Here is a 21300-nt window from a genome sequence, read left to right on the forward strand (position 1 = left end):
CGTTCCTGGTGTGGCAGCAGCCGCACCCGATCTTCCTGGCCGAGCTGGTGCGGCGCGCCGCCGGCACCCGCCACGCCCTCGGCCGCTACGCCGATCTGGTGCTGGAGACCGCCGCGTTCATGGCGGCGTTCGCCGTCGAGGGACCCGGCGGGTACGGGCTGGGGCCGCCGCTGGTGCCCGCCCAGGAGTCGTACGCCGCGGTACGCGCCCGCGCGGCGAACCCGACGTTCGAGCTGGCCTACTGGTCGTGGGCCCTGGAGGTGGCCCAGCGGTGGCGGCGCCTGCTGGGGCTGGCGCCCGAGCCCCGCTGGGCCGAGGTGGCCGCGGGCATGGCCAGGCCCCTGGTGCGCGGCGGCGTGTACGCGGCGATGGCCGCGCCGCCGTACACGGTGCGCGACGACCACCCCTCCATGCTGTACGCGCTCGGCCTCGTACCCCCGACCCGCCTCATCTACGCCGCCACGATGCGCGCCACCCTGCACGACGCGCTGTCCGGCTGGGACTGGGACAGCACCTGGGACTGGGACAGCACCTGGGACTGGGACAGCACCTGGGACTGGGACAGCACCTGGGGGTGGGACTACCCGGCCATCGCCATGACCGCCACCCGCCTCGGCGACCCGCGCACCGCCGTCGAGGCGCTGCTCATGCCCACGGCCAAGAACACCTACCTGCCCAACGGGCACAACTTCCAGACCGCCGCCCTGCCCGTCTACCTGCCCGGCAACGGCGGCCTGCTGGCCGCGGTCGCGCTCATGGCCAGGGGCTGGGACGCCGGCCCGCGCACCCCCGGCTTCCCCGGCACCTGGCACGTCCGGCACGAGGGACTGCTGCCCTCACCCTGACCAGTCGATCTCCTCCCGCTTGCCCAGGAACTCCTCGGCCGCCTCCCACTCCAGCGGCAACGGCATCGGATACGTCGTCCGGATCCTGGACAGCTCCCGGTGCGCGCGGATCAGCCCGGCGAAGTCGCGGGGGTAGGTCCGCGTGTCCACCCCGGTGAACACCCCGATCTTGCGCGCCCGCTCCAGCAGCCGCCGCCAGTCCCCGACGCCGGCCAGCCCCACCGACTCCACCCCGTGCGAGAACAGCATGAGCCTGATCTCGTCGAACGGATCGGCCCCGTCCAGGTAGGCCATGGCCCGCGCGTGCGACTGCTCGGCGTTGAACACCATCCAGTACGGCACCGACCCGCTGCGCAGTGCCCACCACGGCTCCAGCAGCAGGAAACACTCCACGAGCAGCCGGTCGCCGGGCAGCCCCCGCCGCCGGTACCAGTCGCGGTACAGGTCGGCCACGACCGGGCTCAGGTCCTCCGGCTCGGAGAAGCGCATCCGCGCCAGCCGCCACCCGTTGCGCGCCGCCAGCTCCTCCAGGTCGGCGAGCAGCTCGGGCTCGAACCCCCACTCCGCCTCCGGGCTCTCGCCGTCGGCCGGAGGGTAGTCCCACCGCTCTCTCCCGGCGCCGTACCGGCTGAGGTAGCCGGCCACGCGCGGCCCGCCGTGCTCGTACTCCTCCCGGGTGGCGCCGCCCAGCGCGCCGTGCTGGAACACGTAGCGCGGCCCCACGCGGGTGACCGGCCAGCGCAGCCCGCACTCCGGCACGACCAGCGTCGCGCCCGCCGGCAGCGACTCCTCCAGGAACCGCCGGTAGGCCTCGGGCAGCCTGCGCCACTTCACCCGGAAGTACGTCATGCCCGCGATCATCAGCCGGTCCTGGTTGGCGTCGTGCATGTGATGCAGCACCAGGTCCGGGTTGGCCGCCAGCAGCGCCTCGCCGGCCGCCCGGGTCGCGCGCAGGTCGCCCTGCGGGTCGTCGGGGCCGACGCCGCGGCGGCGCACCGGCAGCAGCAGCGTCTGCGGCAGCCACGGCGCCCGCAGCGCCGCCGCCAGGTGCACCAGCGCGCCGTTGGACGACCCGACGAACGCCACCGGGTACGGCCCCCGCGGGTAGTGCCCGCTCACCCAGCGTGCCAGCTCCTGCGAGCGGATCTCCGGCACGCGGCGCAGCGGCACCGCCTCGGCCCAGCCGCTCACCGCGTACGCCTTCTCCTTGGCCGCCCTCGGCAGCCGCGCCGCCGCGCCCGCCACGGCGGCGGCCACCGGCTCCAGCGCGCCCGGCGCCTGCCCGAGCATCGGCACGTCCTGGTCGCGCAGGAACCGCGACAGGGCCCGCAACATCCCGGTGGCCGAGTCGAACGACGCCACCGCCTTCTGCGGCTTCACCATTCCGCCTCCAGCAACGCCGTCTGCAGGAACGCCGCCACCTCGCGCGCCAGCCCCTCCGGGTCCTTGTACGGCACCATGTGCGGCAGCCCGTCCATGACCACCAGCCGCCCCCGCGGCAGCAGCCGGGTCACCTCCTCGGCCCACGCCTGGCTGACCATCCGGTCCTTGCCGCCCCGCACCACCAGGGCGGGCACGGTGACGTGGGGCAGCTTGTCCTCGATCCGGTCGCGCATCGAGGTGCCGAAGCTGGCCAGCACCTGGCGCGGCCCGGCGTCGGCGTAGTCGGCCACGTTCAGCGGCAGCATGCGCGGGCTCTCCCGGACCGAGTTGCGCAGCCACTGGCCGACCAGCCGCGCCGGGCTCCGGCCCCGCGCGTCCACGGTCGGCCCCACCAGCACCAGCGCGCCCGCCGCGCCCGGATGCCTGGCCGCCACGTCCACCGCCACCTGGCATCCGAACGACCCGCCCAGCAGGCACGGCCGCTCCAGCCCGCTGGCGGCCAGCCAGTCGGCCACCGTGTCGGCGAGCGCCGTCAGCGTCAGCGGCGCCCGCGGCTTCTCGCTGCGCCCGAACCCGGGCAGGTCCAGGCTCCAGGCGTCGTGCGTGACCCCCATGGCCCGCACGAACGGCAGCAACTCCCGGCTCGACACCCCGGCGCCGTGCACGCACACCACGGCGGGCCCGGGCCCGTGACTTCGCCACACCGCCAGCTTCATGCCGAGGGCGGTGCGGACCAGCGATTCGAGCGGCACGCCTCTCCTTCCACAGGGAGCCGCCCTCCTACCCGAACCGTGATCGGTCAGTCCACCGGTGACGGCGGCGGCGCGCCCAGCGCCCGCAGCTCGTCCCAGAACCCGTCCGGGATCACCGCGTCCACCAGCGCGTCCAGGGCCTCCAGCCGCTCCACCGAGGTGATCCCCACCACCGTGGAGTGCACCCGCGGCTCCCGCAGCGAGAAGTGCAGGGCGGCCGCGGGGAGCGCGATCTCCCACCGCTCGCACAGCTCCCGCACCCGCTCCACGTGCCGCCCGAACTCCGGCGAGATCGGCCGGTACCCGTACCGCGAGGCGTGCCGCGGCGAACCCGACAGGATCCCGCCGCCGAAGGGCGCGGCGTTGAAGACCGTCATCCGCCGCTCGGTCGCCAGCCGCAGGATGTCCTCGGCGCCCCGGTCCACCAGCGTGTACCGGTTGTGGGTGAGCACCGCGTCGAACGCGTCCGTGCGGATGTAGTCCTCCACCAGCGTCCCCCCGGCGGCGGCGATGCCGATGGCGCCGACCAGCCCCTGCTCGCGCAGCGACACCAGGGCCGGCACCGCGCCGCCCGGCGCCATCGCCTCCCGCACCGTGATCGTGAACGGGTCGTGCAGGTGGTAGATGGGCAGCGTGCCGACGCCGAGCCGGGAGACGGTCTCCTCGAACGAGCGCATCACCCGGTCGCCGTCGAACACGCCCGTGTCCGGGTCCCGGTCGGCCTTGGAGAAGACGGTCACCCCGACGGCCGTGCCGAGCACCTGCCCGATCAGCGTCTCGCTGCGCCCGCCGGCGTACTCGTTGGAGGTGTCGAGCTGCCGGAACCGGCCGGACACCAGCGCCCGCGCCAGTTCTTCGCCGCCGGGTTCGCGGCCCAGCGCCGACGTGCCGAGGGTGATCGCCTCCAGGGGGGTGTCCGTCCCGGGCACGCGGCGCGCCTGCTGCTCTGGCACCGTGTCCGCCTTCCTTCGTGATCGTACGGTTTCCGGACGATCATCCCATGTGCCCGGGTCAGAGGACGAGCTGGAAGCGGCGCCGCGTCTGCCACTCCACCGTCACCACGGTCGCGTCGTCCTGCAGCCGGCCGTGCTGGTGCGCCAGGATGGCCTGGATGAGCCGCCGCAGCGTCTCCGGCGCCGACACCCCGTCGGCCTCCCACCGCACCACGAAGTCGATGAACCGCTCCAGCCCGAACAGCTCCCCTTGCGGGCTCTGCGCCTCGATGACGCCGTCGGTGTAGAACAGCAGCCGGTCACCGGGCTGGAGCTGGTAGCGCAGCAGCCCGGTGGAGGCGTCCATGCCGAAGCCCATCGGCGGGTCCGGCTCGCTTTCCAGGCTCGCCACCAGGTGGCCCTCGCGCAGCACCAGCGGCGGGTGGTGCCCCCGGTTGATCCAGCTCAGCAGCCCCGAGCGCAGGTCGAGCTGGGCCAGGATGCCGGTGGCGAAGCGGCCGGTGAACTCCTCCCTGATCGCCACGTCGATCGCCTCACCGATCGCGGCGAGCCCCATGCCCTGCCTGCGGTTGTTCCGGCAGGCGGCCATGGCGATGGAGGCGGTCAGCCCGGCGGAGGTGTCGTGTCCCATGGCGTCGAAGATCGACACGTGCAGGGTGCCGCTGTCGAGCGCGTAGTCGAAGGCGTCGCCGCCCATCTCGTACGCGGGCTCCAGCGCGGCGCTGACCACGACGTCGTCGTTGGCGAACGTGCCCGGCGGCAGCAGGTTCCACAACACCTCGGCCGACAGGGTCAGCGGGCGGGCGCGTACCAGCCGGGCGAAGGAGTCGCTGTGCGGCCGCTTGCTGACCACCAGCACCGCCACCAGGGACGCCAGGTCCTTGGCCCGGGTCTCGGCGAGCTCGTCGTCCTGTGGCGCGATCAGCCCGAGCACGCCGATCCGCTCGGTGCCGTCCAGCAGCGGCACCCACAGCAGCGGCGTCCGGCCGTCCTTCGGCGAGCGGCCGCGGATGATCGTCACCGCGCGGAAGGCCCGGCCCGGCATGGTCGCGTCGATGCGCAGGGTCTCCAGCGGCTCGCCGGCGGTGTCGTGCTGGCCCGGCAGCGGCACGAGAAGCTGCTCCTGCAGGTCGGTCACGTAGATCATGACGTGGGCGAACCCGGACAGGCGGGCGTGCTCGGCCACCTGGGCAGGCAGGTCCTCCATCCCGGCCAGGTGCATGGCCTCCAGCAGGCCGCCAAGGGCGCGCTCACCGTCGCTCCGCACGTCCTCACCCCTCGCCTGTCACTTCCATCCCCGGCCTCCTACCCATCCCTAGGCGGTACGTCTCCGCCGAGACGGCAGGACGGGCGCATCATCCGACGTGCGCCGCGCCCGTCACGCTGTCGTGGCCGTCAGCCGGTCGTGGTCGTCACCCAGGATGCCGGCGCCAGGATCCGGCGCCGAGTCGTGTGCGCCGGATCCTGGCGCCGGGCCCCGTCAGACCGCCACCGGGTCCTCGATCACGCGGCCGAGCACCCCGCGCTGGAAACCCTCCGGATCGGGGCTGGACAGGCCGGCCATCGTCGCCAGTGCCTTCCACAGCGCCCACCCGCGGGCCCGCCGCCAGGCGTCGGCGGGCAGCCCGGCCGCCTCGCGGAAGACCTGCCGCTCGGGGCCGTCGAAGTAGGTCCAGGCCATGACCAGGTCGCAGGCGGGATCGCCGACCCCGCAGGTGCCGAAGTCGATGACCGCCGACAGCCGCCCGCGGCGGACGAGCAGGTTGCCGGGCGCGACGTCACCGTGGAACCACACCGGAGCCTCCCTCCAGGCCGAGTCCACCGCGTCCGCCCAGACGGCCCGGCACGCGGCGGCGTCGACGTCGCCGTCCAGCCTGCGCAGGGGCCTCTTCGACCTCGCCGTCCAGGACAGCCGGATGGCGGCCGCGCCGGTGCGAGTGCGCTCCGGCGGCGGGCCCGTGCTCCGCGTGGACGGCACGGAGCGCCGACAGGAAGGCCCCGAGGTCACGGGCCAGCGCCGACCGGTCGACGTCCGCGGCGCCTTCCACGGTGTCCCCGGGCAGCCACCGCCGCACCGACCAGGGGTACGGGTATCCCGCTCCGGGGCGGCCGGTCGCGACGGGCGTGGGCACGGGCAGCGGCAGGCGCCCGGCCAGCAGCGGCAGGCAGCGGTCCTCCTTCCCGACACCTTCCACGTACGCGTCGTCGCTGGGCAGGCGCACGGCCAGCCGGTCGCCGAGCCGGAACGTCCGGTTGTCCCAGCCCTGGCGGGCCACGGGTATCACCGGCAGGTGGGCCCAGGCGGGGAACTGCTCGGCGACCAGAGCCCGTACGAGATCAGCCGTGATGTCGATCACGGTCTTGATTCTGTCTCACGCCTTCCACCCGGTGGCCCAGGTGCTCAGACCTCCCGCCCGGCGGCGTTGGCGGACTGCTCGACGGCGTAGGTGGACTGCACCACACCCGCCCCGAACACCCTGGTCGACACGTGCGTGAGCGGCACGTCCCGGCCGACCGGCCCGAACAGCGGCAACCCCGTGCCGATCAGCACCGGCACCGTGGTGATGGTCAGCTCGTCGATCAGCCCCTCGCGCAGGAACGTGCGGATCACCTGCCCGCCGTCCACGTACACGCTCTTCGTGCCCCGTTCCTCCAGCGCGCGCAGCAGCGTGCCGAGATCGCGGTGGACGGTGACGCGCGGGTCGGCGTCGAGCGGAAGGCTGCTGCTGAGGACGGCGCAGTGCCGCCCCTCGTGCGGCCACGGGTCGTAGGTCAGGCCCGGCTCGTAGGTGCCGCGTCCCATGACGACGGTGTCGATGCCGTCGATGAACTCCTGGTAGCCCAGATCGCCCCCGGCGGCCTCGCCTCTGCTGGTGAGCCAGTGGAGATCCCCGTCCTCGCGGGCGATGAACCCGTCGAGGCTGATCCCGATGAACACCGAGCACGTGAACGGACGGCCTGCAGTCATGTGTGCGTCTCCCCGTTAGTAAATGACTCTTCGTTTATTAACGTAGCGAGCCCGGAAGGGTTTGTAAACGCACATTCAGGAACGGGGCGACTCGGCCGGCCCGGGCCGCCATGATGGGGGGCATGGCTTCATGGCAGGAGTTCGAGACCCAGGCGCCGGAGCTGGCCAAGGCCGCCCGCCGGCTGATGGACACCTACACGCACAAGGTCCTGGCGACCTTGCGCAAGGACGGCTCGCCCAGGGTGAGCGGCATCGAGACGAGCTTCAAGGACGGCGAGCTGTGGACGGGCTCGATGTCCCGCGCGGTGAAGGCCGCCGACCTGCGCCGCGATCCGCGCATGGCCATCCACGTCACCTCGCGCGACCCCGACCAGGCCGACCCGTCCTCATGGGAGGGGGACCTGAAGCTGTCCGGGCGAGCGGTGGAGATCACCGACGCCGCGGTGCTGGCCTCGTTCGGCCCGATCGAGGCCGACTCGCACCTGTTCCGGATCGAGCTGACCGAGGTGGCCTGGACCAGGGTGCAGGGCAACGAGATCGTCATCGCCGCCTGGCGCGAGGGGGTGGGGGAGCGGGAGTTCCGCCGTACCTGATCTACAATGTAAAGGCGCCCGCCCCCTTCGCTGCGTCAACGGCGGTTCGGCCGGGGACCAGCGATCGGCCCGGCTAGTGGACGGCGAAGCCGCCGTCCACGAAGAGCATCTGGCCGGTGACGAACGCGCAGGCGTTCCCGGCCAGGAACACCGCGGCGCCCTCGAAGTCCTCCGGCACCCCGTTGCGGCCGACCATGTGGCGGGCGGCCAGCGCCTCGACCCGGCCGGGGACCGCCTGGGCGGGCTCGGTCAGCGGGGTCAGCACGAACCCCGGGATGATCGTGTTGACGCACACCCCGGCCGCCGACCACGCCTCGGCCTGCGAGCGGGTCAGCCCGGCCAGGCCGGCCTTGGCGGCGCCGTAGATGCCGCTGTCGCCGAATGCGCTGACCGACTGCTGCGAGCCGACGTTGATGATGCGGCCCCAGCCGCGCGCGGCCATCCGCGGGCCGTAGTGCTGGCCGAGCAGGTACGGGGCGGTGAAGTTCACGGCCACGGTGCGCTCGTAGTCGTCCGCGGTGAGCTCGGCCATGGGCTTGCGGATGTTGTTGCCCGCGTCGTTGACCAGGATGTCGATGCTGCCCGCCGTCTCGCACACCCGCCGCACGTCGGCGCGGTCGCCGAGGTCCGCGCTGATCCAGGACGCGGTGACACCGTGCTCGCGCAGCCGGGTGACGGCCTTGTCCAGCTCGGCTTCCCTACGGGCCACCACCACGACCTCGGCACCGGCGCGCCCGATCGCCTCGGCGATGGCGTACCCGATTCCGGAGCTGCCGCCGGTCACCAGCGCGCGCCGGCCGTGAAGGGAGAACAGCTCCCGCAGATAGTCCGACATGGTCGATGAAGCTAGCACCCCGCCGCCACCCGGCCGCCACGAGGGGGCGGTGTGACCGACACCACAGCCGGCCGCGCCCGTGCGGGCCGCCCCAGCGGCGCTGGGATGCCCTTCCCCGCCCGCCGGAGCCAGGACGGCAGGCGCGGAGCGGCCGGCGCGAAGGGGAGGGCCGTGCGTCCGGGAACGCCTGCCGGCAGCCGTTCCCGGGCCCGCCACGACACCCCGAAAACGCGCTCTGACCAGGGAAGACAGAGGGCGATGGCCGTAGGATCATGAGCGTTCGGCCGCGCGGGGCGGCCGCCCTGTTCTGGAGATCCCGAGTGAACCGCACCATTCGTACGATCGACGACGTCCTGGCCCTCATGGACCGGATGTTCGCCTCAGACGCCGACCGGTGGACGGGCAACGCCTCCACCTGGTGGGACGGCTTCTACGCCGACCGGTCCAAGCCGGTCCCGTTCTTCGTGCCGGGCCCGGACGAGAGCCTGGTCTCCTACCTGGAGCGGGGGCTGCTCAAGCCCGGGCGCGCGCTGGACCTGGGGTGCGGGCCCGGCAGGAACGCCGTCCACCTGGCCTCGCTCGGGTTCGAGGTGGACGCCGTGGACCTGTCGCCGGCCGCGGTGACGTGGGGGGAGGAGCGGGCCAAGGAGGCGGGTGCCGAGGTGCGCTTCGTGTGCGGCGACGCGTTCACCTCGCCGGAGGTGGCGGGGCCTTACGACCTGGTGTACGACTCCGGCTGCCTGCACCACCTGCCGCCGCACCGCCGGGTGAGCTACCTCGGGCTGCTGGAGCGGGTGCTGGCCCCGGGCGGGCACCTGGCGATCACCTGCTTCGCGGCCGGCGGCATGGGGTCGGAGAAGAGCGACGAGGAGCTGTACCGCGACGGTGAGCTGCACGGCGGCCTCGCCTACACGCCCGGCGAGCTGCGGTGGCTGTTCTCCGACTACGCCGAGGTGGAGCTGCGGCCGATGGTGCGCCAGCCACCGGGCGGCCCGCTCTTCGGCGCCCCCTTCCTGCTGTCGGCGCTGTTCCGCCGCACGCAGACCAGCTCCCCGCGGTAGATGCCACCAGCCGCTCTCGTACGCCATGCGGTCGTCAGGCGCCGCCCGCCGATGACGGAGATCCAGCCCGAACGGTGACACGGGTGCGTCATTGAGCTGATCCATGTCGAAGGGGAAGGCGAACGGCGATCTCCACGGGCACGAGGACAGCAGCGGCCAGGCAAGCGCGTAGGCGGCACGCAGTGCCCAGCGCGGGACGGGGTGGTGAGTGTCACTGGTGGCGCGAGCCGCATCCAGGAACTTGATCGTCACCCTGCACGTTCTTCGGACGGCGGCCTTGAAGGATCACCCAAGCCGGTCCTCGATGCCTTTCCTCCGTCCAGCGTGAAGAGGCTGACTCCCGAGCAACACCCGGGGGTGGATGTTGGATACTGCATTCAGTATGTATGATCACAGGCGAAGTGGAGGGGAGTACTCCTTCGCGGCCGCGTCGTCATCACGGACCCGCCTCGGGGCCCGGTGCGGTCGGTCCGCGACGACGCGGGCGGAGAAGACCTCCGACGGACGTGTCAACGCCAAGTCGGAGGAGCACTCATGCCCCCACCTATGTCCGTGCCCGCCTGGCTGTGGGCGGCCACCATCGCCACCCTGCTCGGCCTCATCCTCCTCGACCTGATCATCGTCAACAGGAGACCCCACAAGGTCACGATCGCCGAGTCGGCCCGCTGGATCGCCTTCTACATCGGCTGTGCCGCCGCTTTCGGCGCAGGAGTGTGGATCTTCGGCGGCGATGACCAGGCGGCCTCCTACATCACCGGCTACATCACCGAGTACACGCTGAGCGTCGACAACCTGTTCATCTTCATGCTCATCATGGCGAACTTCGCCGTGCCCGCGATCCACCAGCACCGCGTGCTGCTCATCGGGATCATGATGGCGCTGGTCATGCGCGGGATCTTCATCGGCGTGGGCGCACAGGCCGTACAGCGCTTCAGCTGGGTGTTCTGGCTCTTCGGCGGCATCCTCATCTACACCGCGTGGAAATTCGCCTTCAACAACAACGACGACGAGGAGTACGACCCCAACGGCGGCGTCGTACGGCTGGTCCGCAGGCTGTTCCCGGTCACCGACGCCTACCACGGCTCACGGCTGACCATCAAGCAGGACGGCCGCCGCGTGCTGACCCCGATGTTCATCGTCATCGTCGCCATCGGCGGCGCGGATCTGGTCTTCGCGGTCGACTCGATCCCCGCCATCTTCGGCATCACCCAGGACGCCTACCTGGTCTTCGCGGCCAACGCGTTCGCGCTGATGGGGCTGAGACAGCTGTACTTCCTGCTCGGCGGACTGGTGGAGAAGCTCGTCTACCTCACCTACGGCCTGGCGGTGATCCTGGGCTTCATCGGCGTGAAACTCGTCCTGCACGCCCTGCACGAGAACGAGCTGCCGTTCATCAACGGCGGCGAGCACGTCACCTGGGTCCCAGAGATCAACAATTGGATCTCCCTGGCCGTCATCGTCACCGTGCTCACCGTCACGACGGTGGCCAGCATGATCAAGTCCAGGCGCGACACGCGCCGGGCTGCCGGGCAGTCCCTTCCCGAGCAGTCCGCGTCCGAGCCCGCCGACCAGGCAAGCAACTGACCCAGGGCAGGCTCGCCGCCGGGCGGCGAGCCTGCCTCGGACACGGCCTTCGGCGTCTCATCCGGATGCAGATGGTCGGCTGCGGACACCGCCGGTCGGGCGCCGGCGGGCGCGCTCTGCCGTCGGACAGCGAACGGTGCGAGCCGAACTCCGGGCGGGAAACCGATCCTGCCGCTGGACAACGCGTTCCCTGCGATCCCGCTGCGTGCCCGTACGGGCGGACCTGTAGGGGCGCCGAGGAAGCGGAAAGTTGACGGAGGGGTTTGCGCGCGGCGACGCGCGGGTCTAAGCTCGAACATTGCCATTCTCCAATGCGAGCTCTCACAGACCTCCTGTTAGGAGTATATCACCGAATGACTAATCGTCAAGATGGTCTCGCGCAAGCCCTTGACACCGAGCAGCGCACTGTGTCGTGGCTCTACGAGCGGCTCGACGCGGCCAGGGAGAGCGCCCAGCGCACGCTGCGCGAGGTGTACGCGAACGGCGGCGTCGCGGTCACCCGCCAGGCGCGGGTGGAGCGCGAGGTGCTGGCCTCGGAGCAGGCGCGGCGGCTGGCGCAGCTCAACGCGGTCGAGCGGGGCCTGTGCTTCGGCCGCATCGACGACGGCTCGGGGCGCAGCACCTACATCGGCAGGATCGGCCTGCGCGACGAGGCGCACGAGTCGGCCCTGATCGACTGGCGGGCGCCGGCGGCGCGGCCGTTCTACGTGGCCACGGCCACCGACCCGGGGGGGCTGGTGCGGCGGCGCCACCTGCATCTGAAGGACCGGCTGGTCGTCGGCATCGACGACGAGGTGTTCGACCTGGAGGGGATGAGCGAGGGCGACCGGCGTGCGCTGGTGGGCGAGGCGGCGCTGCTGGCGGCGCTGCGCCGGGGCCGTACGGGGCGGATGGGCGACGTGGTGGCGACCATCCAGACCGAGCAGGACCGGGTGATCAGGGCCTCGCTGCAGGGGGCGCTGGTGGTGCAGGGCGGTCCCGGCACCGGCAAGACGGTGGCGGCGCTGCACCGCGCGGCGTACCTGCTCTACACCCACCGTGACACGCTGGAGCGGCGCGGCGTGCTGGTGATCGGCCCGAACCCGATGTTCCTGCGCTACATCGGCCAGGTGCTGCCCGCGCTGGGGGAGACGCAGGTGGTGATGACCACGGTGGGGGAGATGTTCCCCGGCGTGCGGGCGCAGGCGGCCGACGAGCCGCGGACCGCGGTGGTCAAGGGCGACGCGCGGATGGCCGGGGTGGTCGCCGCGGCGCTCGAGCTGCGCCGGCGCGGGCCGCAGGGCGAGCTGGTGGTGGAGCTGGACGGGCTGCGGCTGCGGGTGCCGCACGAGACGTGCGTGCGGCTGCGCGAGCGGGCGCGCGCGGTGCGGCTGCCGCACAACATGGCCCGCAAGCTGTACGTCACCGAACTGCTCAAGGAGCTGGCCAGGGCCGAGGCGCGGGCGCTGGAGGAGTCGCTGCACATCGAGGAGCTGGTGATCGAGGACGAGCCGGAGCTGAGCGAGCCGCTCGACCTGGAGGGCGACCTGGACGAGCTGGACCTGGAGCTGGCCTCGCAGCGGCTGTGGGGGGAGCCGGAGGTGCGCCGCGCGGTGGACGAGCTGTGGCCGGAGCTGACGCCGCAGTCCCTGATCGCGGGCCTGCTGTCGGACCCGGAGGCGCTGCGGCAGGCGGCGCCGCCCGGGCTGGACTGGCGGCTGCTGGTGCGCCCGCCGGACGCCGGATGGACGGTGGGGGACGTGCCGCTGCTGGACGAGGCGGCCGAGCTGCTGGGCGAGGACGACTCGGCGCGGCGGGTGGCGGCCAGGCTGGCCGGCAAGGAGCAGGCCGAGCAGGAGCTGTACGCGCGTGAGGTGCTGGTCACGACGGGTGTGGCGGAGGCGGGCGTCTTCGAGCGGGCCGACGTGCTGGCCGAGCGGCACGCCGACGACGGCCTGGGCCTGACCACGGCCGACCGGGCGGCGGCCGACCGCGGCTGGGCGTACGGGCACGTGATCGTGGACGAGGCGCAGGAGCTGTCGCCGATGGCCTGGCGGATGATCATGCGGCGCGTGCCGGCCAAGTCGCTGACCGTGGTGGGTGACGTGGCGCAGACGGGCTCGGCGGCGGGCGCGCGTTCGTGGGGCGAGGTGCTGGACCCGTACCTGAAGGGCCGCTGGCGGGAGGAGCGGCTGCTGGTCAACTACCGCACCCCGGTGGAGATCATGCGGGTGGCGGCGGACGTGCTGCGCGCGTTCGCGCCGGGCCAGGAGCCGCCGGAGTCGGTGCGCGAGGGCGAGGCGGAGCCGCGCGCGGTGCGCATGCCGGTGTCCGGGCTGCCGGAGCTGGTGGCGGGGGAGCTGGCGGAGATCGGGGCCGGGCGGGAGCAGGGCCGGGTGGCCGTGCTGACGCCTGACGCGCGGCACGCGGAGGTGGCGCGGCTGTTCCCGGCGGGGGACCTGGACGCGCCGGTGGTGGTGCTGACGGTGGGGCAGGCCAAGGGGCTGGAGTTCGACGCGGTCGTGGTGGTGGATCCGGCCGGCATCATCGGGCAGTCGCCGATGGGCGGCCAGGATCTGTACGTGGCGGTGACGCGGGCCACGCGGCGGCTGACGGTGGTGCACGAGGGCGACCTGCCGCCGGTGCTGTCCCGGCTGGCCTAGAAATCTACAACGTAAAGGCGCCGGCTCTGGTGCACCCTGCCCGGAACCGGGGCCGGCGCTCAGCCGTTGTCGGAGGTGAGCTCACCACAAGCCGGTGCCTTGTCCGAGGCGCCGGCCGAGGCGAGCTTGCCGGCGACGTCGCGGATCTTCCGGGTGACGTCGTCGAGGGTGCGCAGGGTCTCGGTGTCGAGGTGCTCCATGATGCGCCGGTACTGCTGGATGCCGGCGTTGTTGATCTCCTCGATGAGGCCGGCGCCGGCGGAGGTGAGCTCGACGCGGCGGACGCGGCGGTCGTGGGGGTCCTCGTGGCGGCTGACGAGGCCCTGGGCGACGAGGCGGTCGACGATCCCGGTGACGGTGCCGAGGCCGACGCCGAGGTTGTGGGCCAGGTCCTGGCCTGAGGCGGAGCCGTTCATGGACAGGACCATGACGACCTTGAGCTGCCTCATGGTGAGGTTGGAGCTGAACAGGGGGGATTGGTGCTGGGCGAACAGCCGTGCCAGGCCTCGCTGTGTCTCGGTGATCCGGAGGATCAGGTCTTCGCGTTCGTTGCTCACGCTCACCTCTCGCTTCCTGAGAAGGTTATCAGGAACGCTTGAGTGATCTAAATATTCGTACAAGGCAAAGTGTTAGTCTGGGGCGAACTCTTGGAGGGGGACCCTATGACCGCATTTGCTCGGTTGAGCCTGGTCAACCGGAGCCTTGTGATTTTGGTGGCGGTCGTGCTCAGCGCATTCGGCGCGTTCACGATCCCGCAGTTGAAGCAGCAGTTGCTGCCGTCGTTGTCGTTCCCGGGCGCGTTCGTGATCGCGTCGTATCCGGGAGCGTCGCCTGAGATCGTAGAGGATCAGGTGACCGCCCCGATCGAGGACTCCTTCCAGGGGCTTGCCGGGATGGAGCAGATGACCTCGACCTCGAAGGAGGGCCTGGCACAGATCCAGGTCGCCTTCGAGTACGGCACCGACGTCGAGTCCTCGCTGAACAAGATGCAGCAGGCCATCAGCAGGGTGGCGCTGCCGGACGGCGTGGATCCGCAGGTCGTGGCGGGCAACACCGACGACATCCCGGTGCTGGTGCTGGCGGTGGGCGACGGTGGCGACGAGCGGGCGATGGCCGACAAGCTGCGCCGCATCGTGGTGCCCGAGATCCAGGGCGTCGAGGGCGTACGGGAGGCCGCGGTCACCGGCACCCGCGACGAGGTCGTCACGATCGAGCCCGACGCCAAGAAGATGGCGGAGAAGGGCGTGTCGGCGGCGCAGATCCCCGAGGTGCTGAAGGCGAACGGGACCCCGATCCCGGCCGGCACGCTGACCTCGGACAACAAGTCGCTGTCGGTGCAGGTCGGCTCGCGGGTCGACTCGGTGGAGAAGCTGAAGAACCTCTACCTGACGCCCGCCCAGCCGTCGGCGGCGCAGCAGCAGGCCGCCGCCCAGGCGCAGGCCCAGCAGGCCGCCGCGGCCCGCGCTCAGGCCCAGGCCCAGGGGCGTACGCAGCTGCCGCAGCAGCCGGTGACGCAGCCCAAGCCTCCCAAGCCGGTCAAGCTGGGCGACGTCGCGAAGATCACGCGCGGGCTGGCGGACGCCACGACGATCACCCGTACCGACGGCAGGACCAGCCTCGGCGTGTCGGTGACGATGGTGCCCGACGGCAACGCGGTGGCGATCTCCCACGCCGTCGCCGAGAAGCTGCCCGAGCTGACCAAGGCGCTGGGCGACGGCTCGGACACGGCGGTGTCGGTGGTGTTCGACCAGGCGCCGTACGTGGAGCAGTCGATCGAGAGCCTGACCACCGAGGGTTTGCTGGGCCTGATCTTCGCGGTGCTGGTCATCCTGGTGTTCCTGCTGTCGGTGCGCTCGACGCTGGTGACCGCGGTGTCGATCCCGCTGTCGGTCGTGATCGCGCTGATCGTGCTGTGGGCGGGTGACTACTCGCTGAACATGCTGACGCTGGGCGCCCTGACGATCGCCGTGGGCCGGGTCGTGGACGACTCGATCGTGGTGCTGGAGAACATCAAACGGCACCTCGCGTACGGCGAGGCGAAACTCCAGGCGATCCTGACGGCGGTACGCGAGGTGTCGGGCGCGGTGACGGCCTCGACGCTGACGACCGTGGCGGTGTTCGCGCCGATCGCGATGGTCGGCGGCATGGTGGGCGAGCTGTTCAGCCCGTTCGCGATCACGGTGACGGTGGCGCTGCTGGCCTCGCTGGTGGTGTCGCTGACCGTGGTGCCGGTGCTGGCGTTCTGGTTCCTCAAGGCGCCCGACCTGACGCCGGAGGAGGCCCGCAAGCAGCGGGACGAGGCCGAGGCCAAGGAGCTGCGCTCGCCGCTGCAGCGGGCCTACCTGCCGGTGCTGCGCTTCGCCACGCGGTTCAAGCTGGTGACGATCCTGATCGGCGTGGCGGTGTTCATCGGCACGATGGGGCTGGCCGGCGGGCTGCAGACGAACTTCCTGGACTCCTCCGGCCAGAACACGCTGTCGATCTCGCAGCGCATGCCGGTGGGCACGGACCTGGCGACCACCGACAAGGCGGCCAAGCAGGTCGAGGACGTGCTGGCCGACCAGGACGGCGTGGACACCTACCAGGTGAACGTCGGCGGCGGCAACGCCATGATGGGCGGCACCGGCGGCGGCGCCGACCGGGCGTCGTACTCGGTCACCCTGAACGAGGACGCCGACACGGCGAAGATCGAGCAGGAGCTGCGCGACAAGATCGCCGGCCTGTCGGGGGTCGGCGAGGTCACCGTCGGCGGCGCGAGCGGCGGCGGGTTCGCCTCCGACACCATCGAGGTGATCGTGCAGGCGCCCGACACCGAGACGCTGCGCACCGCGACCGACGCGGTGAAGACCGCGATGGGCGAGGTGTCCGGGCTGCGCGACCTGGCGTCGAACCTGGAGACCAGCGCGCCGCGGGTCGAGGTCGTGGTCGACCGCGAGGAGGCCGCCGAGCGCGGCCTGTCGGAGGCGCAGGTCGGGCAGGCGGTGGCGCAGGCCTTCCGCGGCGCCCCGCTGGGCCAGATCACGCTGGACGGCCGCGCGAGCGACCTGGTGCTGCGCGGCGCGGACGCGCCGGACGACATCAAGGCGATCGAGGACCTGAAGCTGGCCACGGCCGGCGGGACGGTGAAGCTGTCGTCGGTGGCCGAGGTGCGCGAGGTGGCCGGGCCGACGCAGGTGACCAGGATCGACGGCGAGCGCTCGGCGACGGTGTCGGCCAAGGCCGCGGACTCGGGGAACCTCGGCGCGGTGACGCAGGAGCTGACCACGAAGCTGGACGGGCTGGCGCTGTCGGCGGGCGCGTCGTACGAGATCGGCGGCGTGTCGGCGGAGCAGGCCGACGCGTTCTCCGACCTCGGGATCGCGATGCTGGCGGCGATCGCCATCGTGTTCCTGATCATGGTGGCGACGTTCCGCAGCTTCATCCAGCCGGTGATCCTGCTGGTGTCGATCCCGTTCGCGGCCACGGGCGCGATCGGCCTGCTGGTGGCGACCGACACGGCGCTGGGCGTGCCGGCCCTGATCGGCATGCTGATGCTGATCGGCATCGTGGTGACCAACGCGATCGTGCTGATCGACCTGATCAACCAGTACCGCGATCAGGGCATGGGCGTGGTCGAGGCGGTGATCGAGGGCGGCCGGCGCCGGCTCCGGCCGATCCTGATGACGGCGGTGGCCACGATCTGCGCGCTGACGCCGATGGCGCTGGGGGTGACCGGCTCGGGCGGGTTCATCTCGCAGCCGCTGGCCATCGTGGTGATCGGCGGCCTGATCTCCTCGACGCTGCTGACCCTGGTCCTGGTGCCGACGCTGTACGTCGTGGTCACCAGGAAGCGCGACCGGGGCCCGCGCCACGCGGCCGGGGCGCAGGGCGGCGAGCGGAGCGGCGAGGAGGCCGGGAAGGAGAACCTGGCCGGCCAGCCGGCCTGACGACGCTGACGCCGTGGTGAACGCCCGGCGGGATCGCTCGATCCCGCCGGGCGTCTTGCTTGCCAGGCTGGAGACGGCGGGCGGGCAAGCTCGGTTCGGCCACGGAAAGAGGTGGACGCCATCACCGCGGTCGCGCACCCGCTTGATCCGACGGGCGTTGCGCGGCTCATCGTCTTGGTGGTGGCGGGGCCAGGATCCAGAGCACGACGAGAAGTAGCGCCTGCAAGGTGAAGGGCACCCAGAGCCACGGCTCTCCCTCAGAAGTCGTGAGGTAGCCGCGTGATACACGACCGGACCAGCCAAGGAGTGACGGCCGCATACGGCAGGGTCACAAGCGCGCGGAAGCGGAAATCCTCGACGTAGGCGCCCCATGAAGGGCTGGAGCTCATGCCTGCGTTGACAGGTTAAGTGTCTTCTGGCTCGTCTGCGTTACTGCTCGGCCTGAACAAAGTACCCCGCATCCACGGAGGTCTCTGCGGAGCGCCGGCAGAGAGCATCGCCGATCGGTTTTGCCCTCACGTCGAAACCAGGAGGAGCATCGGGCAATACGGCGTACCCGGGCCCCTCAGGGCTGATCTGTACGGGCCCCAGACCACCTCCCGGTAGCCAGGGGCGTACCCTCAGGCAATAATTGTCTCCGTAGAAGATGGCGTCGGTGTGCCGCCAGCCTGAGTATTGTCCTGCTGGAATCAGGGCGTCATAACAGCCCTGTCTGTAAACGCAGGAAGGGACACTGTAGACCTGGACGGCGCCGACGGCGATCGTGCTGGTGTTGTGCACCTCGTTGTCCGTTGGCGAGGCCGTCGCCGCGGAGGGTGCCGCGCTGGTCAGAAGTCCGGCGGTCAGGGTGATCGCGGCAGCCCATGCCATTTTGTTCATTCTTTGTCTCCTGCCTTTTCGCGGTTCTTCCTGTGGCGAAGAACGGCTATTGCGAGAAAGGTAACTCTCTCGTTCCCGCGGCAACCAGGACAGCGGCCGGACAATAGTCGGGCATTTCGAGCTCATGTGAACATCGAGCGGTATTGGACATCGTGGGACGGCAGGGGTCCCAGGCGAGCCCACCTCGGCGAGACCCTGCTGGTGGCGATGAGAGTTGGGGACGCCCGCGCAGGGCAAGAATGAATCTACAATGTAAAGGCCTGGGGTCAAACGCATCTCGTCCTGGTGGCCACTCGGCGACGGGCGTTCGTTGCAAGCCTCAGTGGTCTCCCGACCCCGCACCGGGCGGTCAGGGCAGGTCGTAGACCGTGACCGGGATCCCGCGCTCGGTCAGCCGCTTGAGGATGAGTGGCTCGATCCGGTCCCATGAACCGCCGGCGAGACCGGCGCCGATCCGAGGCATGTGGATGCCGGCGTGGAGCTTCAGGGGCTGAGCGCGTGCGCGCCGCCTACCGGACCGAGATGCGCGCACGCCACGCCGGCGCGGACCCTGTGCCCGCATCCGGTCCTGGCCGCTGAAAATCTACAATGTAAAGGCGTTGGGTTGTTGTTTTTACCACCACTGCATCAGAGACAACCTCCGCGACGGGGGGAAGCCGTCAGGTGGCGGGAGTGATGTGCATACACTTGTCGAACGTGACTTCCAAGCCGCGTATCCCCAATGTCCTGGCCGGCCGCTACGCCTCGGCGGAGCTGGCGCGCCTGTGGTCGCCCGAATACAAGATCATCGCCGAGCGGCGGTTGTGGCTGGCGGTGTTGCGGGCGCAGGCCGAGCTGGGGATCGCGGTGCCCGAAGGGGCGGTCGCCGACTACGAGAAGGTGGTCGAGCGGGTCGATCTGGAGTCCATCGCGGCGCGTGAGCGGGTCACCCGGCACGACGTGAAGGCCCGCATCGAGGAGTTCAACGCGCTGGCCGGGCACGAGCAGGTGCACAAGGGCATGACCTCGCGCGATCTGACCGAGAACGTCGAGCAGCTCCAGGTGCGCGACAGCCTGCTGCTGGTGCGCGACAGGGTGGTGGCGCTGCTGGCGCGCCTGGCCACGCTGGCCGAGGAGCACGAGGCCACGGTGATGGCGGGCCGTTCGCACAACGTGGCCGCGCAGGCGACGACGCTGGGCAAGCGGTTCGCGACGGCGGCCGACGAGCTGCTGGTGGGTTTCCGGCGGCTGGAGGAGCTGATCGCCCGTTACCCGCTGCGGGGCGTCAAGGGGCCGGTGGGCACCGCGCAGGACATGCTCGACCTGCTGGGTGGTGATCGCGGCAAGCTCGCCGAGCTGGAGGGGCGGGTGGCCGCGCATCTGAGGTTCGAGCACCGCTTCACCAGCGTGGGGCAGGTGTATCCGCGGTCGCTGGACTTCGAGGTGGTGACGGCGCTGGTGCAGCTGGCTGCGGCGCCGTCGTCGCTGGCCAAGACGATCCGGCTGATGGCCGGGCACGAGCTGGTGACCGAGGGGTTCAAGGAGGGCCAGGTCGGCTCCTCGGCGATGCCGCACAAGATGAACACCCGCTCCTGCGAGCGCGTGAACGGCCTGGCCGTGGTGCTGCGCGGTTACGCCTCGATGGTGGGAGAGCTGGCGGGCGACCAGTGGAACGAGGGCGACGTGTCCTGCTCGGTGGTGCGGCGGGTGGCGCTGCCGGACGCGTTCTTCGCTTTCGACGGGCTGGTGGAGACGATGTTGACGGTGCTGGACGAGTTCGGGGCGTTCCCGGCGGTGATCGCCGCCGAGCTGGGCCGTTACCTGCCGTTCCTGGCCACGACCAAGATGCTGATGGCGGCGGTGCGGGCCGGGGTGGGCCGCGAGCAGGCGCATGAGCTGATCAAGGAGCACGCGGTGGCGGCGGCGCTGGCGATGCGCTCGCGCGGGGCGGCGAACGAGCTGCTGGACCTGCTGGCGGCCGACGAGCGGTTCCCGCTGGACCGGGAGCGGCTGGAGGCGTTGCTGGCGGACCGGGTGTCGTTCACCGGGGCGGCGGCCGACCAGGTGGAGGCGGTCTCGCAGCGGGTGGGCGAGGTCGTGGCTGCGTATCCGGAGGCGGCAGCGTACCGTCCCGGCGCGATTTTGTGATCAGACGGCTGCGTTCCCTGGACGAGGTGCGGGCCGCGTGCGGGGATGACGACCTGGTGATGTGGGCGGCGCAGGACCTGCTCGGGGGCAGCCGGGCATGGGCGCTGGGCGGTGCGGTGGTGGCCGGCAGCCCGAACGTGTCGCGGCATGACCGGTTAGCCGTGTGGGGGGAGGCTTCGGACGCGGTCGGGCTGGTCCGGCATGCGCTGGGTGAGCTGGGTCCGTCGTACCGGCCGCTGGGCGAGGTGGAGCTGATGCGGCAGGTGGCCGCGAAGGTGGACGGCGTGCGGGAGGCCGCGGAGTTCTCCTGGATGAGCCTGTCCGGCCGGGTACCGGCGGCCGGTGAGGGAGTGGGCTGGCTGGACGGTGGCGCGGCGGGTGAGGTGGCGGAGCTGCTGGCGGCCGATGCGCCGCACTCGTACGCGGTGCCCGGCGCGGCCGGGGTGAGCCGGTGGGCGGGTGTCCGGGTGGACGGGGTGCTGGCGGCGGTGGCGGCGGAGGCGTGGTCGGCGCCGACGGTGGGGCTGGTGGCCGGGGTCGCCACGCGGGCGTCCCTGCGCGGGCGGGGGCTGGCCGGGCTGGTGTGCCGGTGGGTGTCGCGGGAGCTCGTGGCGGCCTGCGGGCGGGCGGCGCTGATGGTGGACGATGGGAACGCGGCGGCGATCAGGGTGTATGAGCGGATCGGGTACCGGCGCAGGCGGGTACTGGCCGCGTACGTGGCCTGATGCCGGCTGCGGGTGAGTGATGGGGGC

Annotated in this window: 18 protein-coding genes; 8 read left to right on the forward strand and 10 right to left on the reverse strand. The window is 71.6% G+C overall.

Annotated elements, in window-relative coordinates:
* The first annotated feature begins 8 nt into the window (after positions 1-8).
* Complete coding sequence (locus ACBJ32_RS33525; RefSeq protein ID WP_375130159.1) at positions 9-845, forward strand: hypothetical protein; 837 nt, start codon at positions 9-11, stop codon at positions 843-845.
* Here the strand turns inward: ACBJ32_RS33525 and ACBJ32_RS33530 are convergent.
* The 7 genes from ACBJ32_RS33530 to ACBJ32_RS33560 form a co-directional block, all read right to left on the reverse strand.
* Positions 837-2228: a hypothetical protein gene (locus tag ACBJ32_RS33530; protein ID WP_375130160.1), complete on the reverse strand. Its 1392-nt coding sequence runs from the start codon at positions 2226-2228 to the stop codon at positions 837-839. The two genes, ACBJ32_RS33525 and ACBJ32_RS33530, sit on opposite strands and share 9 nt — an antisense overlap.
* Positions 2222-2980 (reverse strand): alpha/beta fold hydrolase, encoded by a 759-nt coding sequence (locus ACBJ32_RS33535; RefSeq protein ID WP_375130161.1) that lies wholly within the window; start codon positions 2978-2980, stop codon positions 2222-2224. The genes ACBJ32_RS33530 and ACBJ32_RS33535 overlap by 7 nt, the downstream gene beginning before the upstream one ends.
* A gap of 47 nt (positions 2981-3027) precedes the next feature.
* Positions 3028-3933 (reverse strand): aldo/keto reductase, encoded by a 906-nt coding sequence (locus ACBJ32_RS33540; RefSeq protein WP_375130162.1) that lies wholly within the window; start codon positions 3931-3933, stop codon positions 3028-3030.
* Between the two features lie 58 nt (positions 3934-3991).
* Positions 3992-5200 (reverse strand): PP2C family protein-serine/threonine phosphatase, encoded by a 1209-nt coding sequence (locus tag ACBJ32_RS33545; protein ID WP_375130163.1) that lies wholly within the window; start codon positions 5198-5200, stop codon positions 3992-3994.
* Positions 5201-5413: 213 nt separating this feature from the next.
* Positions 5414-5815: a phosphotransferase gene (locus ACBJ32_RS33550; RefSeq protein WP_375130293.1), complete on the reverse strand. Its 402-nt coding sequence runs from the start codon at positions 5813-5815 to the stop codon at positions 5414-5416.
* Complete coding sequence (locus ACBJ32_RS33555; RefSeq protein WP_375130164.1) at positions 5712-6290, reverse strand: phosphotransferase; 579 nt, start codon at positions 6288-6290, stop codon at positions 5712-5714. Before ACBJ32_RS33555 ends, ACBJ32_RS33550 begins: the two co-directional genes overlap by 104 nt.
* A 44-nt stretch (positions 6291-6334) precedes the next feature.
* Entirely contained in the window at positions 6335-6901 is a 567-nt protein-coding gene (locus ACBJ32_RS33560; protein WP_375130165.1) for a dihydrofolate reductase family protein, read from the reverse strand.
* A 122-nt stretch (positions 6902-7023) separates the two neighbouring features.
* Between ACBJ32_RS33560 and ACBJ32_RS33565 the strand changes: the two genes are divergently transcribed.
* Positions 7024-7494: a pyridoxamine 5'-phosphate oxidase family protein gene (locus tag ACBJ32_RS33565; protein WP_375130166.1), complete on the forward strand. Its 471-nt coding sequence runs from the start codon at positions 7024-7026 to the stop codon at positions 7492-7494.
* Positions 7495-7567: 73 nt separating this feature from the next.
* On the opposite strand, the gene ACBJ32_RS33570 is transcribed toward ACBJ32_RS33565, so the two are convergent.
* Positions 7568-8329 carry an SDR family oxidoreductase gene (locus ACBJ32_RS33570; protein ID WP_357884522.1) on the reverse strand — a complete coding sequence of 254 codons (762 nt, stop codon included), beginning with the start codon at positions 8327-8329 and terminating at the stop codon, positions 7568-7570.
* Positions 8330-8649: 320 nt separating this feature from the next.
* Here ACBJ32_RS33570 and ACBJ32_RS33575 point away from each other — a divergent pair, with 320 nt between their 5' ends.
* From ACBJ32_RS33575 to ACBJ32_RS33585, 3 genes are all read left to right on the forward strand, one after another.
* Positions 8650-9390: a class I SAM-dependent methyltransferase gene (locus ACBJ32_RS33575; protein WP_375130167.1), complete on the forward strand. Its 741-nt coding sequence runs from the start codon at positions 8650-8652 to the stop codon at positions 9388-9390.
* A gap of 534 nt (positions 9391-9924) precedes the next feature.
* Positions 9925-10974 carry a TerC family protein gene (locus tag ACBJ32_RS33580; protein WP_375130168.1) on the forward strand — a complete coding sequence of 350 codons (1050 nt, stop codon included), beginning with the start codon at positions 9925-9927 and terminating at the stop codon, positions 10972-10974.
* Positions 10975-11327: 353 nt separating this feature from the next.
* Positions 11328-13616 (forward strand): HelD family protein, encoded by a 2289-nt coding sequence (locus tag ACBJ32_RS33585; protein WP_375130169.1) that lies wholly within the window; start codon positions 11328-11330, stop codon positions 13614-13616.
* A 59-nt stretch (positions 13617-13675) separates the two neighbouring features.
* Here ACBJ32_RS33585 and ACBJ32_RS33590 read toward each other — a convergent pair whose 3' ends face one another.
* Complete coding sequence (locus ACBJ32_RS33590; RefSeq protein ID WP_357884514.1) at positions 13676-14173, reverse strand: MarR family transcriptional regulator; 498 nt, start codon at positions 14171-14173, stop codon at positions 13676-13678.
* Positions 14174-14278: 105 nt separating this feature from the next.
* Between ACBJ32_RS33590 and ACBJ32_RS33595 the strand changes: the two genes are divergently transcribed.
* Positions 14279-17542 carry an efflux RND transporter permease subunit gene (locus ACBJ32_RS33595; RefSeq protein ID WP_375130170.1) on the forward strand — a complete coding sequence of 1088 codons (3264 nt, stop codon included), beginning with the start codon at positions 14279-14281 and terminating at the stop codon, positions 17540-17542.
* 429 nt (positions 17543-17971) lie between these two features.
* On the opposite strand, the gene ACBJ32_RS33600 is transcribed toward ACBJ32_RS33595, so the two are convergent.
* Complete coding sequence (locus tag ACBJ32_RS33600; protein ID WP_375130171.1) at positions 17972-18421, reverse strand: hypothetical protein; 450 nt, start codon at positions 18419-18421, stop codon at positions 17972-17974.
* 696 nt (positions 18422-19117) lie between these two features.
* Here ACBJ32_RS33600 and purB point away from each other — a divergent pair.
* Positions 19118-20548 (forward strand): adenylosuccinate lyase, encoded by a 1431-nt coding sequence (purB, locus tag ACBJ32_RS33605; protein WP_375130172.1) that lies wholly within the window; start codon positions 19118-19120, stop codon positions 20546-20548.
* Complete coding sequence (locus ACBJ32_RS33610) at positions 20545-21273, forward strand: GNAT family N-acetyltransferase (RefSeq protein ID WP_375130173.1); 729 nt, start codon at positions 20545-20547, stop codon at positions 21271-21273. The genes purB and ACBJ32_RS33610 overlap by 4 nt, the downstream gene beginning before the upstream one ends.
* Positions 21274-21300 lie beyond the last annotated feature (27 nt).

This window comes from Nonomuraea sp. GTA35 (assembly GCF_041950525.1).
Lineage (GTDB): Bacteria > Actinomycetota > Actinomycetes > Streptosporangiales > Streptosporangiaceae > Nonomuraea.